This is a genomic window from Maribacter sp. MS6 (assembly GCF_056839185.1).
Genome location: NZ_CM166389.1, coordinates 1,070,579 through 1,089,066 on the forward strand (window position 1 = coordinate 1,070,579; position 18,488 = coordinate 1,089,066).

The window sequence follows — 18,488 nt, forward strand, 5'->3', positions numbered from 1 at the left end:
ACTATCGACGAACGGTACAACATGTTAAAAAAAAGAGCACTTTAACGAAGAAAACAGAAAAATGCTACCATACAACGAATTTTAATACTAACACAATCCACATACCCGTTATCATTTCTGGATACCCAAATCCAAAAACCTACTTAAAATGATGAAAAAAATACTTTCATTACTTGCTATAATTGCCATCATCTTCTCTAGTAATTGTTCTAGAATTGAAGAAAACAATGACCCAATTGTTGGAATATGGATAGAAAATACCCTTTCTTCGGAAAGCGGTACCGCAAAAAACACCACCCGGAAAGAATGGATTTTCAACGATGTATACTTAGGAAGATATCACAAAATCAACCAAGGTAAAATTATTGAAAAAACAGATTTTAAGTGGTCTCAGACAGACGGAGTGTACACGGTAGAATATAGAGGTTTAGAGAATAAACCCAATGATATCGTAACCATTAAAGCAACACCTACAGGAACCGTACTACAAGAAAATAACGGAAACATGCTCGCCATACGAGAATAATCAGTATTAACAGGGCCATGGGAAAGGGTCTGTCCGGAGCAATCTGGGCAGACTTTTTTAGTTTTTACGATACGCTTAGGAGAACAACAGTACCATTATTTTAAAAATTTAAACCTTTTTAAGTTACATCAAGAAATGAGGCTACCCTAGAATAGCAATTGCCAATATATTTACCACTCGCTACTTCAATAACTTAAAGAAAGGCCAATTCAATACGTGAATGCACAATGAACATAAAGTTATTCACGCGCACGTTCTGCCAACTTCTATGCTAGGCATTGTTATATATCAAAAAGCCAATCCAAAAAGCATGGTACCTATTCTTACTAAACCATGAGTTCAAAATCTTAGAACTAACCAATGGATGCTCAATTAAACGTAGCTGTATACTCATCTAGAATAATGTATCGCTATAAACCAAGTTTTACTAGAAGACCACAATGAAACGTACCTATTTGAAATAACAAAGACCATTGGTTGTGCCTAGTTAAACAGGCACAACCAATGGTCTTTGTGGCTAAAAAACTTAGAATTTATCTAAAACCAAAGTTTATTCCCGCGGTCAAGGTATTAAATTCACCTAGCGTATAGTCTGCATGTAATCGAAAGAATCCTAATTTAAGTTTAGCCCCAATATTACCCGTAACACCACTTACTTTCTCTGTAATTGAAAAAGGATCAACATATGTTTCGGATGCAAAGGGACCTCTAGTGACCCTATACTCGCCAAGTACATCGGTTTGGGATTTTCCTGTGATATATCCAATTCCACCATAAAAATTAATGATCGGCAGTTTTGTAGACACGATTGCTTTAAACGCCCATGTACTCATTTCAGCTTCAATTCTTTGGTTCTCACCATCTATTAAATTAACATCGGTAAGATCATAATCACCATTAAGCTTTGTATAACCTATAACACCAGAAATTGCAACAGGCAATATTTTGTCTGCAGGTAATAATTTTGTAAAATCATGTTGCAGACCAAAACCGATTAGACCTACAGCAGCTCCTTCATACGCTATTTTAGGCAAGAAACGCGCTTTAACCTCTGTCCCTTTGAATATACCAACACTTGCCTGAAGAAATCCGGAAGGGACAAAATTAAGACCTTCAGCAGACAGACCTGAGGGTAGTTCAAACTCCTCTCGAACTGTTATCCCAGCCACTTGTCCTTCAACAAAAACGCTAGTACCTTCAATATCACCTAATGCGGACGAAACTGCTCTTGCCGTCCCTGGGTTTTGAACAAAATCTAGGTTTTGATACTCGTTAGGATCCAAAATGAAGGTCTTTTTATCCTCCTTTCCCTTGTGACTGGTGACGGATCCAATAAATGAAATTTCAAAACCACCAAGTGGTTTAGCATCTGCGGTATTATACCAGCCCGTAGAAAAACCATACACGGTACTCTGCGAAAAAGGCGCTAGGTAATCCGTCGTAAATTTTTCGGCATCTTCTATTCCAGCCGCAAAAATACTGTTAAGACTAGTCTGTGCCATTAGCATAGGACCACTGAAAATCAGAAAAGTAATAAATAAACGTTTCATGTTTTTAAATTTTCATTAAAACTAAAAAACCTGCACGATACGTACAGGTTTTTGTTGTGAAAGTGGTTATTTCTAGGTGTCAATGTTCGCATAAACGGCATTCTTCTCAATAAACTCTCTTCGCGGTGGCACCTCATCTCCCATCAGCATAGAAAACACCCGATCTGTCTCAGTTGCATTTTCAATGGTTATCTGGCGCAACGTCCTAAAATCCGGATTCATTGTAGTATCCCACAATTGTTCGGCGTTCATTTCACCAAGACCCTTGTATCTTTGAATTCCTACTCCACCGCTGTAACTATCCGCAATCTCATCGCGCTCTTTGTCACTCCAAGCGTATTGCTTCTTCTGTCCTTTCTTAACCAAATATAAAGGAGGTGTAGCAATATACACGTGACCACCTTCAATAAGCTCGCGCATGTAGCGGAAGAAAAAAGTAAGTATCAACGTTTCAATATGACTACCATCAACATCCGCATCACACATGATGACTACTTTGTGATAACGCAGCTTGTCTAAATTCAAAGCCTTGCTATCTTCCTCCGTACCAATAGTTACCCCTAGCGCGGTATAAATATTCTTAATTTCTTCGTTTTCAAAAACACGGTGGGGCATTGCCTTTTCTACATTTAAAATCTTACCACGGAGCGGTAAAATTGCCTGAAATTTTCGATCTCTACCTTGTTTAGCGGTACCACCTGCCGAGTCGCCCTCTACTAGGAATACCTCGCAAAGCGCAGGGTCTTGTTCAGAGCAATCGGATAATTTACCTGGTAAGCCTCCAATACTCATAACTGTCTTTCGTTGTACCATTTCACGTGCCTTTGTGGCTGCGTGTCTAGCAGTAGCTGCCAAGACCACTTTTTGAACAATCACCTTTGCATCGTCCGGATGCTCCTCTAAATAATTCGTAAGCATCTCGGAAACAGCCTGGCTCACGGCGGAGGAAACTTCTCTGTTGCCCAATTTAGTTTTGGTCTGTCCTTCAAACTGAGGCTCCTGTACTTTCACCGATACAATTGCCGTTAACCCTTCACGGAAATCATCTCCCTGTATTTCGAATTTTAGCTTGTCTAGCATACCGGAAGCATCTGCATACTTCTTTAAGGTAGAGGTAAGCCCTCTTCGGAATCCAGATAAATGTGTTCCTCCTTCATGGGTATTTATATTGTTTACATAAGAGTGTAAATTCTCCGTATAACTGGTATTATAAATCATGGCTACCTCAACTGGGATATCGTTTTTCTCGCCCTCCATTGAAATAACATTCTGAATAAGGGATTCTCGGTTTCCATCCAAAAACTTAACGAACTCCTTTAATCCTTCGTCGGAATAGAAAACTTCGGATACAAATTCTCCATTTTCATCCTTTTGACGTTTGTCCGTAATAGAGATGGTTACCCCTTTGTTCAAAAAGGAGAGCTCCCGCATCCTATTGGACAACGTTTCATAACTGTACTCTATGGTTTGTGTAAAAATAGTCGTGTCAGGCAGAAAAGTTACCTCTGTGCCCCTATCCTCTGGTTTACAGTCCCCAATTGTCTTTACCGGATACATAGCTTTACCGCGCTCATATTCCTGCTCCCAAATTTTACCATCTTTAAAAACAGTAGCTCTTAAATGAGAGGACAATGCATTTACACAGGAAACACCCACACCATGCAGACCACCGGAAACTTTATAGGAATCCTTATCGAACTTACCACCAGCACCTATTTTGGTCATTACCACCTGTAGTGCGGAAACCCCTTCTTTTTTGTGCATTCCAACCGGAATACCTCTACCATTGTCCCTTGTGGTAACCGAGTTATCCTCGTTTATGGTAACGCTTATAGCATCGCAATGTCCGCCCATAGCTTCATCAATGGAGTTATCCACTACCTCGTAAACCAGGTGGTGCAATCCGCGCGCACCTACATCACCTATATACATAGAAGGTCGCATACGTACATGCTCCATACCCTCTAAGGCCTGGATGCTATCTGCAGAGTAATCCTTCATGGGAACTTCGGGCTTTTTGCTCAATGCGTCTTCCTTATTTTCTTCTTCTTCGTTTTTTGCTGCTTCGCTCATAAATTTAAGGTTGTTTGTACTTCAAATTTTGCAATCTTACAAATATACGCAATACCCCGTAAAATATGACGTTTGTCACTTTTACAGATAGGCAAGTTATCAACAAAAATTGTGGAAAAAGAGAATGGATTTCAGGTCTTAAAAACGCCTATTTTCATTGCGCTAAATCTAGGTGATAGAACATCTAAAACCAACTAAGCTACCGGCGCAACCACGGCATATTTACCTTAAGAGAACCAAACTTAGCAGACGTATACTATTCCAATTTAGCCTGTGATAAAATGGTACGTATTGCAGGATAATTCTCATCCAAATCTCCATAGTTTTTTCGTTCCGCTATAAGCTCAAGCTTCATCGCTTCAATAACGGTAGCGTATCTAACATCATCTATTCCGTTATGAAGCTCTTTAGGATCTTCTTCTAGGTCATAAAACTCCCAGCTTGGCAAGGTAGATTGCTTGGATGTTCCTTTCTTACCTAAATCCTGTCCATAAAAGAAGGCTAGTTTATATCGCTCGTTACGGATACCAAAGTGTGCCGGCCTATCCGGGTGATGCAACCAATACCTATAGTACATCTGCTTGCGCCAATTTTTGTCTGTTTTTCCATTCAAATTCTGCCTAAAGCTCTCTCCTTGAATGTAGTCCGGCTTTTCAATACCTGCGTAATCTGCCAGCAGGGCCGAAAAATCAATATTAAGAATGATATCGTCTATCCGCTGTCCTCCTTTTATTTCTTTAGGATATCGAATCACAAAGGGCATTCGAAGCGACTCCTCATAAATAAGACGCTTATCAAAGAATCCATGCTCTCCTAAAAAATAACCTTGATCTGCAGTATAGATAACGATCGTATTATCAGCAATTCCTTCCGCCTGTAAATAATCTAGGAGTTTTCCAATATTATCATCTATGGCCGCTCCGCAACGCATAAAATCCTTCACCAGTTTCTGATAAATCTTCTTACGTTTCTGAATACTGTCCAGTCCATCTAAAGGATAGGGCAGCCCAGGATAGGTAGTCCAAAAAGTATCGGTATCCGTAGCTTTTTTCCATCGCTCTCCCAAATGCTCCAATACCTGACCTTTAAAAGAACGTCCAGTAGTTTCTTTACCAAAATCTAACAGTGATGCAGGCTCTGGTATGGTTTCGTTATTATAGAGTGATGCAAAGCGTTTTGGATAATCAAAAGGTTCGTGGGTGGCCTTAAAGTTACAGAACATCATAAATGGTTTAACTGTATCCCGATTTTTAAGATGGTTGATTGTTAGGTCGGTTATAATATCCGTAGAGAAACCTTCATACTGTTTTCCTGCAGTACCATCATGACCATCTTTCCAATTTTCCTTCGTTTTCAATACCGGGTTCCAGTAATGCCCTTGTCCTGGGAGGACATTAAAATAGTCAAACCCTTCTGGCTGCTCCACCAAATGCCATTTTCCTATTACGGCGGTCTGATAGCCATTTTCACGAAACGTCTTGGCAATATTTGGATGTCCTTTAGGAATTGGCTCGTTCAAAGTATAGACCTGATTTATGTGACTGTACTGCCCCGTTAAGATACTACCCCTACTTGGCGTGCAAATACTATTGGTGCAAAAGGCGTTGGTCAATAAAGCACCTTCATTAGCAATACGACGAATATTCTTATTTTGAACGTAGTCCTTTAAAATACCTCCATAAAGTCCCCAAGCCTGCGAGGTATGGTCATCGGATAAAATAAAAAGGATATTTGGTTTTTCTGTCTTTTTCTCCACTGGCGTAGCGCAAGAAAAGAATAACAAACCGAACAATAGACTCAGAAGGATTACTATTTTGGTCGATGAAGGTGCACTCATTATGTACAAGTTTTAGTAACACCCTAAATATATTGAAATAATGTCGCTTAGGGCATATGGCTCTAACGGAATTGTAGCACTCCATTTTATAAACTAGACTTAAAAAGGAGTGTCATGTAGTTGACACTCCTTTAAGACTAATCAAAAAACTGCACTGCTTAAAGATAGCAGCAAACAGATTCGTAAGGACAACTACTTTGTATAAGCGTCATCGTGCACATTGGCAACGGCCCTACCAGAAGGGTCGTTCATATTTTTAAAAGCTTCGTCCCATTCTAAAGCAATCTTGGTGCTACAGGCTACTGATGGTTCTTGTGGCACACAAAGTGCTGCTGCATCGGATGGAAAATGTTGCTCGAATATAGACCGATAGTAAAATTCCTCTTTACTCGTAGGTGTCTGTAGCGGAAATCTGAATTTTGCATTTTCTAGTTGTTCATCGGATACTTCTGTATTCACTACTTCTTTTAGGGTATCTATCCAACTATAGCCAACGCCATCGGAAAACTGCTCTTTCTGCCGCCAAGCAACGCTTTGTGGCAACATATCTTCAAAAGCTTTTCTTACCACCCACTTTTCCATTCGTTCGCCATTGATCATTTTATCCTTTGGGTTGATGCGCATGGCAACGTCCATAAATTCTTTATCTAAAAATGGCACTCGGCCTTCAATGCCCCATGCCGCTAGGGACTTATTCGCCCTTAGACAATCGTACATGTGCAATTTATCAAGTTTACGCACGGTTTCTTCATGAAAATCCTTTGGACTAGGGGCTTTATGAAAATACAGGTAACCACCAAAAAGCTCGTCTGCGCCTTCTCCGGACAATACCATTTTTATTCCCATTGACTTTATGACCCTCGCCATCAAATACATAGGTGTAGAAGCTCTAATTGTTGTGATGTCATACGTTTCCAAATTGTACACCACATCCTTAATTGCGTCCAAACCTTCTTGGATCGTAAATTTTATCTCATGGTGCACCGTACCGATATGATCTGCGACCTTACGAGCGGCAGCCAAATCCGGAGAACCTTCCAACCCTACTGAAAACGAATGTAATTGCGGCCACCACGCCTCTGTTGTATCATCTGACTCTATTCTTTTTTGAGCATATTTCTTTGCAATTGCAGAAGTAACGGATGAATCCAACCCACCTGAAAGCAAAACACCGTAAGGCACATCGGACATTAATTGTCTATGCACCGCAGCTTCCAGTGCCTCTTTAATTTTCTGTATACTCGTTTCATTTTCTTTAACCGCTTCATAATCCATCCAATCCCTAGAGTACCATCTTTTTAACTCACCATCGGAACTGTGTAAATAATGACCCGGAGGAAAAAGTTCAATTTTAGTGCAGGTACCTTCCAAGGCCTTTAGTTCAGACGCAACATAAAAGGTACCATTTTGATCCCAACCCATATACAAAGGAATAATCCCCATATGGTCCCGAGCAACAAAGTATTCGTCCTTTTCTGTATCGTAAATGGTAAAGCCAAAAATACCGTTCATTTCATCCAAAAAATCCACGCCCTTTTTTTGATACAATGCCAAAATTACCTCACAGTCGGATTCTGTCTGAAAATCGTAAGTTCCTTTAAACTGCTTTCTTAACTCCCTGTGATTATAAATCTCTCCATTGGCGGCCAAGACCAATTTACCATCCTTGCTCAATAGCGGTTGTTTTCCGGAGGCAGGATCAACAATAGCTAACCGCTCATGGGCTAAAACTGCCTTATCGTTACTGTAGATACCGCTCCAATCTGGCCCTCTATGACGTATTTTCTTAGACATTTCCAACAATTGAGGCCTAAGAACCTCCGTACTTTCCTTTACATCAAATGCACAAACTATTCCACACATAATCTTTATTATTATATCAATTTGAATACAAATATCATTTTATTGTTTCATTTATCAAACCAAAAACCCATATATAGTATCAATATATAGTTATATTTTACAAATAACATATAATTTGAAATTCTTTGGTTAAAAAACTAAGCAAATTGAACCTATTTGTAAGTAATGAAAAAATTAACGACATTTTAAGCAAATTTAATTTATGAACTACCTAGCTTTGGGATACATAAAACAAACATATAAAATGAAAAAATTAATTACCCTAACTGTATTTGTATTTGCATTGGTTTTTACGACTAATACCAACGCCCAAAAATTCTCTGGAATGGATAAAAGCCCCTTAGACATGGCCTCGTTCCCCAGTGATTATAAAATTTCCGAAAAAGTTGTTCGGATTTCATATGGTAGACCTCAGTTAAATGGACGTGCTCTTTCAGAGCTTGCTCCCGCTGGTGAGGTTTGGAGAACAGGTGCCAACGAAGCGCCAGAAATAACATTCTACCAAGATGTAACTTTTGGAGGAAAAGAAGTTAAAGCAGGTACTTATGCGCTATTAACTATACCCGGTGAAAAAGAGTGGACTGTAATCTTACATAACCAACTGAACCAATGGGGATCTTACTTTTACAAAGAAGCATCTGACGTAGTTCGTGTTATGGGAGGAACCAGCACAGGAGAATCTTTGGAGGAATTTTCCATTACTTTTAAAGATGTAGACGGAGGAGCGCATATGGTTATGGGCTGGGACACTACAAGAGTGGCCGTTCCAATTATGTGGTAAATTAAAATACTAAAGCATCAACTAAAAAGAACCTAAGTAATCCTTAGGTTCTTTTTAGTTGATGCAATATGAAAAACTATTATCGGGGTGGTGACTTTCTAGTTCCCTTAATCCTAAAACTTCCTTGTCCGGAAGATGCTTCTCCAATTATGGTATCGCCTGATGATTTCAACACTATTGCAACCCGCTCAACGCCATCCAAATTCACTATAAACTTTAAGGTGTCGCCTTGTAATTGTATATCTTGGCCATTTAGGACTCCATTACCTAAATGTACCTCCACTATTGGCGTACCGTTTTCCAAACGAACAAATAAAACTCCCTTTTTATAGGCGTCCTCCGTTCCTTCGACCTCGTACTCCCAAACGCCTATCGGTCCTTGATCCAGGATAACAGTCGCAACTTCAGGATTATGATTGTTCGGTGCTGCGAACACGCCACCACTTGTTCCGGAAATAATAAATAAGAATCCTGCTAAAAACTGAAACCATTTTATCATCTTTTCTGAGTATTTAGATATGACTTTAGAACGTGAAAGTTATAAAATTATTCCGTTCGTTACTCTTGTTTTAGCCAACAGGATAATTTTAGGACTTTGAAGAACGGCTATTCTTCTTCTCCTTAATACGCACATAAATAAGTTTCTTGCGCCCCTTGGAATCTTCACGCCGTTCTATTTCAAAATGGGGAATGCTATTGATCAGTGGCGTTAATTTTTGAAAACCATAATTTCTGGAATCAAAATTAGGTTGTTTCTTCTGTAGTAGACTACCAACATCGCCAAGAAAAGCCCAACCATCATCATCGGCAACATCATCTATAGTATTGGCCATAAAACGCAATGCCTTTGGAGTAATTTTATCGACTTTATTCTCTGTCTTTGGTTTGGTTTTATCGGTATCCGTGGGTTCTTCCCCTCCTTGGGTTTTTAGTATTTCCAGATAAATGAACTTATCGCAGGCCACAATAAAAGGGTTTGGCGTTTTACGCTCCCCTATACCATACACCTGCATTCCCGCCTCTCGGAGCCTAGTCGCCAATCGTGTAAAATCGCTATCACTACTTACAATACAGAAACCATCAACCTTTCCAGAATACAATACATCCATAGCATCGATAATCATGGCAGAATCTGTAGCGTTCTTACCTTGTGTATAGCCATACTGCTGTATGGGCGTTATGGCATTTTCCAGCAAAACGTTCTTCCATTTACCCAGACGTGGATTGGTCCAATCGCCATAAATACGCTTAATAGTGGGATTGCCATACTTTGCAATCTCTTCCATCATTTCCTTTATATAGGCCGATGGGATATTATCCCCATCAATCAGTACCGCCAAATTCTTGTCCATCTAATCACTTTTTGTAAAGGTAGGACGTTTTCATACGGAATGCCGGATTGTATACTAATGTTTTCCAATAATCGATTCCTAAACAAGTATTCACTAACTTTAACTACGTAACTGCAACATCATAAAAAACTCCTATGCGATTTTCAACGATTACAACCCTGTTGGCATTCATCCTTGCCCTATCGATTTCAGCCAATCTAAGCGCCCAAGACCAAAAAGAATATTATCAGCTAAAAACATATACCCTTAAAAACGAAACGCAAGAGCAACTGGTGGACTCCTACTTGGAGAACGCTTTCTTACCATCTTTAAAACGATATGGTATTTCTACTGTCGGAGTGTTCAAATTACATAATTCCAAGTTCACGAAAGCCGATAAAATTTATGTGCTTATTCCCTTTACCTCCTTAAAGCAATTTGAAGCATTAGAAGATTTTCTATTCAAAGACAAAGCACATTTAGCCAATGGCAAAACCTATTTGGAAGCTGCACATGACAACGCACCTTACGAGAATATTAATTCTGTTATAATGCGTGCGTTTACCGAAATGCCAAAAATGAAGCCCTCGAAAATTGAGGGGCCAAGAGCAAGCAGAGTCTATGAACTCAGAAGTTATGAATCGCCCACAGAGACGGCCTATAAAAACAAAGTACACATGTTTAACGAAGGTGGAGAAGTCGCTCTTTTTGATAGCCTCGGCTTTAATGCGGTTTTCTATGCCGAAGTAATTTCTGGGGATACCATGCCAAGCCTTATGTATATGACCACATTTAATTCTATGGACAAAAGGGATGAATTGTGGAAGGCTTTCTTTGCTTCCGCTAAATGGACTCAATTAATTAATGACGATTACTACAAAAACAACATGAAAAAGGCAGATATTATGCTGCTTTACCCCACTTCCTACTCCGATTACTAAACCTATAATTATACATTCAATAGAAAAGTGATTTACTGCGGATTTTTCGCAGTTACCGAAGCTATAATCAAAAACACCAAAAACGCTAATCCTAGATAACCAACCAAGTGGTAGGATCCAAAAGTAGACAGACTCAAACTAAAAATAGTAGGAGCAAGCGCACTGGCTAAAATCAAAAAACTCATTATTTTTCCGGTAATACTTCCCAAATGCGTTCGTCCATAAAAGCGTGGCCATGCTACTGCATTTAATACAGCAAAAAATCCCCCCATAATTCCAAACCCAGCTATTAAAAAGGGAACGCCCATGGGCGAGGAAAGGAATAAAAACCCAAAAGACGACAATATACCACCTAAGAGCAATAGATACAGATAGAGCTGAAGGGCTATATAATCACTCAAGAAATTGAAAATACTGGATATGGTTACGGCCACAATGGAGGCTGGCAAAAAAATGCTAATGGCATCTTCCTTGGGAAAACCTTCGTTTTCAAAAATAGATACAATATGAAAGGTAAGTCCGGTGATAAAAAAACTATTGAAAGCCAGTGCAAGTCCGTACATCCAAAATGCGCGTGTTTTCTTAGCTTCTTTTAGAGTGAATTGCTTGGCAACTTTTTTGCTTGTACCACTGCCCATTTTATCGTTTTCGACACCGTCGGGAACAAGTCCGTACGATTCCGGACTATCTTTATACAAGAAAAATGCGAGAATACTGAACAAGAATACGGCAGCACCTAAATAGCGCCAAGCATTCTGCCATCCATCGTAATCAATTAACGCACTTACCCATAAAGGTGATGAGGAAAATCCTAAGGATACCGCCACGCTGTTTACCGCATTTACTTTTCCACGATTCTTATCGAACCATATCATTATTACATTTCTGGAGGCCATCGTTAGAATTCCCTGACCGGAAAAACGCAGCATAAAAAACAGAACAGTCATCAATAGAAACGGAATAATCCAAGTCTCGGAATTTACCAGTTGCTTTACAAAGCCACTCATGGAAACAGACCAGGAACATAGGAAAAGTGTCAGTGCCAGACCCAAAGCGGCCATAGACGCTACTTTTCTTGCCCCATAGCGATCAAACCAAAAGCCGGCACGGCCAATGAGTAAGGAACTCACTATCGTTCCTATCATATAGGCATTGCTAAACTGGTTTCTAGAGAGTCCCAACGCATCTTTTACGGGGTCGGTAAAAACAGACACCCCAATAGTTTGCCCCGGCATACTAAAAAAGACCCCAACGGTGGCAATGGAAAGAATTACGTAACCATAAAAAAAGGGGCTTTTTGCAGGGTTGATCAGTTCAGAAGCTTTTTTGAAGGTCATAGCTTAATTTCACTGCAAAACTAACTATTTACAACGCTGTAGGTGTATACAAGATGGGTTTTGATACGGATTTACATAAGAAAGGATAAAAACGTAACAACTTAGAATGTTATCCGAAACTCCACCCGCCTGTTCCTCTGGCGACCCACACTTGTTTTGTTATCCGTTACGGGTTGAGCACTTCCCCATCCTTGGTGCTCTATCCGCAAGCTATCAATACCCTTTTCCATTAAGTAGTTTGCCACGGCCTTGGCCCTGTTTTTGGATAATTCTTGGTTATAGGAAGCACTACCCATAGCATCCGTATGACCCGATATTTGAATCTTTAGCCTCTTATTACCGGACAAGTAAGCTTCAATTTCATCTAGTTCTGATTTACCCGCTGCTAACAGTTCAAAGGTATCGAACTTAAAAAGTACATTTTTAAAGGTATGGATACTATCCAATTCAAAAGTCAATTCCTTTGTATCGACTTGACTTGGATTTTTGACAGGATTAACAGCTACCACGGAAACCATATCAACGTAATAATAAGAGCCCTTGGTCACATTGCGTTTTGTCTTGAGTTTTTGGGTGCGTTGGTTGTCATTAAAATTTCCAATAAGCATATAGTTCTCGGTGCCCTTGGACGTAAATTCCTTTTTAACCAAAACCCATTCTTCTTTGTCCGAATAAAAGTCATCGTATCTAATTCCAAAATAGTTGGATTTATCCCCCGGCACTTTTGATAGTTGCTTTCTGCTCAGGTTCTTTTTTGTCTTGATGTCTACCGGGTTTTCCATGAACTGCACACCTAGTTCCCTTACGGCAAAATCCGACCGTTCTGCCAAGCTCACATAAAAGGAAACAGTGTAAACCTCATCCTTAATCAAGGTTTGGCTTAAGGATGCCTGTATGTACTCCCTATAGTCGTCTGGGGCATAGAAATAAAAACCAACGTAGGCGACACCAAAATCGGCAAGCTGCTCCCCATTAAAATTCTTAGGGGTTCCCATGGATTTGCTACACGCGTTAAAATAATCCGTAGAACCGGCCGTAGGTGCAGTCCAGTCAAGAACATCATTGTCCATAGTACCCAGTTTTATCGGACAGATGGCAAAGGTTTCAAAGCTAGGGTTCCTGATCAGATTTTGCGCAGCTATATCTTGCCCGTTTCCGAAAAAGAAACAGAGGAAAACGATAAGAAAGTACCTTGGCAGCATATCCTAGGGTGTATTGGATACCCCTAAAATAAGAAAATCCCTATTCCTTTGAAGATATAGGGATTTAGATCGTTGTTTGCATCTTGTTTAAAAATCGAACTTATACGTTGCGCCTCCTAAAATCTGTAGCCCCTGCACCTGAAAATTTGCCCAACGCTGGTAATTGTTATTGGCAATGTTGGATGCTTTTACAAATAACGATAATTGGTCGTTTACACGATAGCCTACATGGGCATTGGCATCAAAAAATGCGTCAAGCGCAATAATGGTTGCAGGAAATTCGGAAGGTTCTACGTTCTGCACAAAGACACTAGAAAAATCCTCGCGTTCACCTACATAAAATAAATTGGCACCTGCAAACCATTGTTCGCCTATTTGATAGTCCATAAACAAGGAAGCCTGAAGGGCAGGAAGGTTCCAAGCTGGGTTATCGGTTTCGGTACTGTACTCGTTCAGCTGTGCGTTTACACCTAAAATAAAGTTTCGATTAACATCCACATTCAATTCACCAAAGATTCCAATGGTCTTTATATCGTCATAGAACACATCAAAGGAATTGCCAAAATAATAACCGCGGTCGTCATTGCGCAACGTGTTCTGCGGATTAAGGCGAAACAATGGACTATTGTTTTCAGCGCTATAGGATGCTTTTATATTATAACTAAGGTTGGGTAATAACTGCCCTCTCGCACCAACGTATGCGTTGTATTGACTATCCGTTGGTGCAATAGTTAGGGTTGGCGAAACAAATGGATTTTCTTCAACAAAACCGTGAAATGAATTCTGGCGTAATTCTCCTGTGATACCACCATAGGCAATAACAGTTTCCTCCAATAAACGGTAAGATGCGGTTACAGCAGGGTAGATATAAAAATTACCTTCGTTATTTTCCAAATCCATTCCATAGACCAAATTCACGCCTAAGTTTAAGGACAAATTGTCCCGAAGCATCTCCAAACTAGGACTGATACCCACTTGCAACTGCCCATAATCAATTCCTCCTTCGTTTACCGAATTATTTAAATTGGTATTTGCAAAGCTACCGCCCACATAATCCCCATACAAACTAACGCTCAATAGTTCTTCGTTCAATGGAAATGCAAAAGAACTATTCACTATGGCACGGTTTTCCCCGGACTGGGCCGAATCCCAAAACCTACGATACTTCACATCAACCCCTTTAAAGAAAGAATCCTCTAGATTAAAATGACCCGAAGCTTCTCCCATAAAGTAATTCTGACCTTCATCTATGGTTGCTATGGTCGCTTCATCAAAAATACCCTCGGGTAATCCGTACCAGTTGTAATACTTGTGTTGCAAACCTAAATCGGCACCCCAATTGTAATCCCTATCCCGCTTTTTGTATGCGGCATCCAACGTAGAGTTGGCAAACCGATCATTTAACTGTACCCCTTCAATCCCTCCCTGGGAAGAGTGATGGTTAAGCCCTATGGTAAGGTCTTCATCCCTACTTATGGTTCTGTTGGTATAAAAATCAACATTTACGTTTCCAAAATTTCCAGCTCCAACGGATGCATACGAATTAAAAAGTACGGGCGGTGGATTACGCTCCACCCTTGAGGCCGTTCCTTTAGAAGGTGTGAACGTAGAAGCTACAGGTACGGAAAAGATGCTATACTTGATCGGCTTCTTTTGTAATACGATAGAATCGTTAAGATTGGGGACCGATTTAATCTTAAAAGCATCGGACACAGTTGGTGCATAGGCCTTTGTAACCGTCACGGTCTCTGTTCCAATAGTTTCATCTTCTTTCTTATCGTCTTGGGCAGTTGTAGACTGCAAACCAAGGAACAACATACCCGTTATGAGCAATATATTTTTGTACATAGGTGTTCTATTACTTTGGTACATTAATTTTGATTAGGATTTACCGAGGAGTTACTTTGCGCTTCCTTGGATTTTATAATGGCAAGTTCTCCCTTTGCATCGGCGACAATTTCGGGGAATTGGTCAAAATTCGTAATAACGCTCTCCAAGATATACGTGGCTTGGAAGGCATCTTCCAGGGCATAAAAATTCTTGGCCATCAGCACCAATCCCTTACCGCCCCATTCCTTATAAGTAGCATAGTCTTTGGCTAGTTTCTGTACTGCAATGTTGGAGGATTCCGTATCGCCGTCGGCGTTCTTAAAGTAGGCATCGTAGTAAAGCGCCTCTGCGGCCGTGGCTCCTGAAGCTATTTTTAAAACTTCTGCATAAGCGGATCTTGCCTTGTCCAAATTATTGGTTGCAATGGCAGACCTGGCAATCATAATTTGGGCATCGCTTTTAATACGGTCATCTATGCTTGGGGTAGCCAAAACCTTTTCCGCATATTCCAAGGTCTTATCATAGTTTCGCTGCTCGTAATAACCTTTCATCAGATTACTTTGTGCAAAAGTCTTGTTCTGCTGAATGTTAGCTCTTTCCTCCAGCTTCAATAAATATGGCAACGCAGTTGCATAGTCCTGTTGGCCAATATATACCTCACAAACTCTCGCTAAGGCCTGTTCTGCATATTCACTACTATTACGATCCGCTACAAATTTGTAGTAAGGTAAGGCGGCCTCCTTGTCCCCATTTCCAAAGTATAACAGCGCCAAACTAAAATTAGCGTCTACGGCATGTAGTCCATTTGGAAATTCTTCAATATACTTTTTATACCCACGGATGGCGGCATCTATATTACCATCCCGTTGTTGTTTTTGGGCCGATTCAAAATTTGCATTGTCCAGTTCTGCATCCGTTACCTCTACAAAATCCAGATTCTCCACCCAAGCGGCATACTCGTTTACACGACCTAAATCTACGTAGACCAGTTTGGCGGTTGCAACGGCCTGTATCGCTTCTTGACTTTTAGGATAATCCCGTACCACGGTCTTAAACTTTACCAAGGCATCTTCGTTCCGGTTAGCATTATAATGCACCAAACCTTGTCGCATTAACGCCTGAGGCACCAAACTACTTGCCTTAAACTCCCGTACTAAACGGTCATAGGCCTGTAAACCCTTGCTTTCTTGCCCATTACTTACATAGGAATTACCCAGTTCGTACAAGGCATCGTCCCTAAAGCTAGAATTGGCATAGTCGGTAACAAAACTTTCAAGGCCTTCGATTTTCGTTTCTCCCCTACCCACAAAACCATAACTCATGGCCTTTTGATAGGAAGCATAATCTTTTTCCGGACCACTAAGTGCCAAGGCCTTATTATAGGTTTCAATAGCTGGCCAATATTTGCTCATTGCAAAATAACTATCCCCTAATCGTAAATAGCCATCGTTCAATTTTTCTATGGCGTCACTTCCTTTTTCCGTAAAGGCCGAAAAATAAGAAATAGCCTTGTCGTAATCCTTTTGTTTGAAATAGGAATAGGCTAAACTGTAGTCTACATCAGGAAATTCGCTTTGCAGCTCCACAGCTGCATTTTGTTTGAAAGATAAAAATCCGTTGCTAGAGACATCAAAGCGGTTCAATAGATAATCCGCTTCTGCTTTCCAATATTGAGCACGAGAGCGGAATGTAGCATCTTCCGCACTCTTAAGGGACTTTTCAAAATTCTCGGAAGCACCTGTATAATCCGTTTCCATAAAAAGCTCTATACCCCTGTAGTACGCCACTTTCTGGTAGGTAGCCTTACTGGCATAACTTTTATTCTTTTCCAGAAGCTCCATTGCTCCGGCAAAATTCTTCGAAGTAATGTAGGAATCCACTAAAAGGGTCTGCATTTCGGCTTGGTTCTCGTCATTTGGGTAGGTATCCAAATAATTGGTAATTACTTGCGGAACAGGCTCATAGGCATTACCTACTTCGTAGCTCAATCGTGCATAGTTTAAGAAGGCGTCTTTTTGAATTTCTGGTTTAAAATCCATTTGAGAAGCATTTCTAAAGGCATTCAGGGCTTCTTGTTTTTTATCCAATTTTAAATAACATTCGGCCAAATGATAATAGGCATTTTGCGATACGCTGTTGTTACCATCAATAATCTTGTTAAACTGCTGTATGGCCTTGGCATAATCCTGCTGCATGTAGTAGCAATACCCTAGTAAATAGTAATCTGTATTGTTCCATTTCCCCCCTTTTCCATTGTAAGCTTCCAAATAGGGAATGGCATTACTATATTGTTTTAGATTGAAATAGCTTTCACCAATAATTTTGTTCAACTCGGAAACCTCCTTGCGGTCGGATTTTGGCAATTGTTTTTTGGCTAGCGCGATAGCCTCTTCAAACTTTCCTAGTTTAAAGTTCATATCGGCCTGATAATAACTCAATTTTTCCTCTAATAGGTCTTGGTCGGTAATCTGATCAAAACGCTCATTGGCTTTTTCATAATCATCCTCCTGATAAGAAATATAACCTAAATAATACTTGGCCTGTGAGCCGTATACAGGAGAATTTGCCACCTTGGAAAGGTAACGTTCCGCTTCTTGGGTTTTTCGAGAAGAAAACAGGGAATAGCCATAATTAAAGTTAAACTTCTCCATTTCGCCGCGAGACAAGGCACTCTGATCTACCTTATTGTACCATTTAAGGGCGTAAGGATATTTGCCCGTTTCAAAATAGTACTCCGCCACATCCGCAAAGGCGGAATTTCGTTTGGTAGAGGTGGGATATTTCTCCACAAAATCTTCCATTAATCGGTCTGCCCCTTGCTGATTTAATCGGACAGCTGCATTTGCAGCATAGTAGGCGCTGTTGGCAGCCACCTCCTCGTTGTCCGTACTCGACTTTACCTTTTGGAATATGGTTTGTGCCGCTTGGTACTGTTCATTATTGTACAGTGCAAGGGCATCTTGAAACTCTTTTTGTTCATGGGTATAAATTTTGGTTTCCTGCGCGCCGGAAGACCAAACTATTCCTGCAAATACAGGAATGTAAACTAGAAATTTTTTAAGCATAGCGTTCTCTAACTATTTAATGGCTCTTTCGTGTTATTAGGGATAACGACGAATAGTGTGCCAAAGTATGTGTGTTAAATGACAAAGGAAAAGAATTTGCAAAACAGTTCGTTACTATCGGTAGGAACTTATTACTTTTATATCAACATTTG

General features: G+C 40.2%; 13 protein-coding genes. 3 read left to right on the forward strand and 10 right to left on the reverse strand.

Annotated features, from left to right (window positions below):
* The first annotated feature begins 148 nt into the window (after nt 1-148).
* Complete coding sequence (locus MS6x_RS04850) at nt 149-526, forward strand: hypothetical protein (protein ID WP_482605721.1); 378 nt, start codon at nt 149-151, stop codon at nt 524-526.
* Nucleotides 527-1,059: 533 nt separating this feature from the next.
* On the opposite strand, the gene MS6x_RS04855 is transcribed toward MS6x_RS04850, so the two are convergent.
* From MS6x_RS04855 to asnB, 4 genes are all read right to left on the reverse strand, one after another.
* The gene (locus tag MS6x_RS04855; protein ID WP_482605722.1) at nt 1,060-2,076 is read right to left on the reverse strand and encodes a DUF6588 family protein; all 1,017 of its coding nucleotides are present in this window, start codon (nt 2,074-2,076) and stop codon (nt 1,060-1,062) included.
* A 72-nt stretch (nt 2,077-2,148) separates the two neighbouring features.
* Nucleotides 2,149-4,149 (reverse strand): DNA topoisomerase (ATP-hydrolyzing) subunit B, encoded by a 2,001-nt coding sequence (gyrB, locus tag MS6x_RS04860; protein WP_482605724.1) that lies wholly within the window; start codon nt 4,147-4,149, stop codon nt 2,149-2,151.
* Between the two features lie 256 nt (nt 4,150-4,405).
* Nucleotides 4,406-5,986 (reverse strand): sulfatase family protein, encoded by a 1,581-nt coding sequence (locus MS6x_RS04865; RefSeq protein ID WP_482605725.1) that lies wholly within the window; start codon nt 5,984-5,986, stop codon nt 4,406-4,408.
* A gap of 192 nt (nt 5,987-6,178) precedes the next feature.
* Entirely contained in the window at nt 6,179-7,849 is a 1,671-nt protein-coding gene (asnB, locus tag MS6x_RS04870) for an asparagine synthase B (RefSeq protein WP_482605727.1), read from the reverse strand.
* A gap of 244 nt (nt 7,850-8,093) precedes the next feature.
* On the opposite strand from asnB, the gene MS6x_RS04875 reads away from it, so the two are divergent.
* On the forward strand, nt 8,094-8,630 hold the full coding sequence (locus tag MS6x_RS04875; protein ID WP_482605728.1) for a DUF2911 domain-containing protein: 537 nt from the start codon (nt 8,094-8,096) through the stop codon (nt 8,628-8,630).
* A gap of 79 nt (nt 8,631-8,709) precedes the next feature.
* On the opposite strand, the gene MS6x_RS04880 is transcribed toward MS6x_RS04875, so the two are convergent.
* On the reverse strand, nt 8,710-9,129 hold the full coding sequence (locus MS6x_RS04880) for a hypothetical protein (protein WP_482605730.1): 420 nt from the start codon (nt 9,127-9,129) through the stop codon (nt 8,710-8,712).
* Nucleotides 9,130-9,217: 88 nt separating this feature from the next.
* Nucleotides 9,218-9,982, reverse strand: a complete 765-nt coding sequence (locus tag MS6x_RS04885; protein ID WP_482605731.1) for an NYN domain-containing protein — start codon at nt 9,980-9,982, stop codon at nt 9,218-9,220.
* Between the two features lie 134 nt (nt 9,983-10,116).
* Here MS6x_RS04885 and MS6x_RS04890 point away from each other — a divergent pair, with 134 nt between their 5' ends.
* Nucleotides 10,117-10,902 carry an NIPSNAP family protein gene (locus MS6x_RS04890; RefSeq protein WP_482605733.1) on the forward strand — a complete coding sequence of 262 codons (786 nt, stop codon included), beginning with the start codon at nt 10,117-10,119 and terminating at the stop codon, nt 10,900-10,902.
* A 32-nt stretch (nt 10,903-10,934) separates the two neighbouring features.
* Here the strand turns inward: MS6x_RS04890 and MS6x_RS04895 are convergent, their stop codons facing one another.
* The 4 genes from MS6x_RS04895 to MS6x_RS04910 all read right to left on the reverse strand — a co-directional run bounded on the left by MS6x_RS04895 (nt 10,935) and on the right by MS6x_RS04910 (nt 18,336).
* Entirely contained in the window at nt 10,935-12,239 is a 1,305-nt protein-coding gene (locus MS6x_RS04895; RefSeq protein ID WP_482605735.1) for an MFS transporter, read from the reverse strand.
* A 101-nt stretch (nt 12,240-12,340) separates the two neighbouring features.
* Entirely contained in the window at nt 12,341-13,441 is a 1,101-nt protein-coding gene (locus MS6x_RS04900; protein WP_482605736.1) for an OmpA family protein, read from the reverse strand.
* An 87-nt stretch (nt 13,442-13,528) separates the two neighbouring features.
* On the reverse strand, nt 13,529-15,289 hold the full coding sequence (locus MS6x_RS04905) for a TonB-dependent receptor (RefSeq protein WP_482605737.1): 1,761 nt from the start codon (nt 15,287-15,289) through the stop codon (nt 13,529-13,531).
* Between the two features lie 23 nt (nt 15,290-15,312).
* The gene (locus tag MS6x_RS04910; protein ID WP_482605739.1) at nt 15,313-18,336 is read right to left on the reverse strand and encodes a tetratricopeptide repeat protein; all 3,024 of its coding nucleotides are present in this window, start codon (nt 18,334-18,336) and stop codon (nt 15,313-15,315) included.
* Nucleotides 18,337-18,488: the final 152 nt, after the last annotated feature.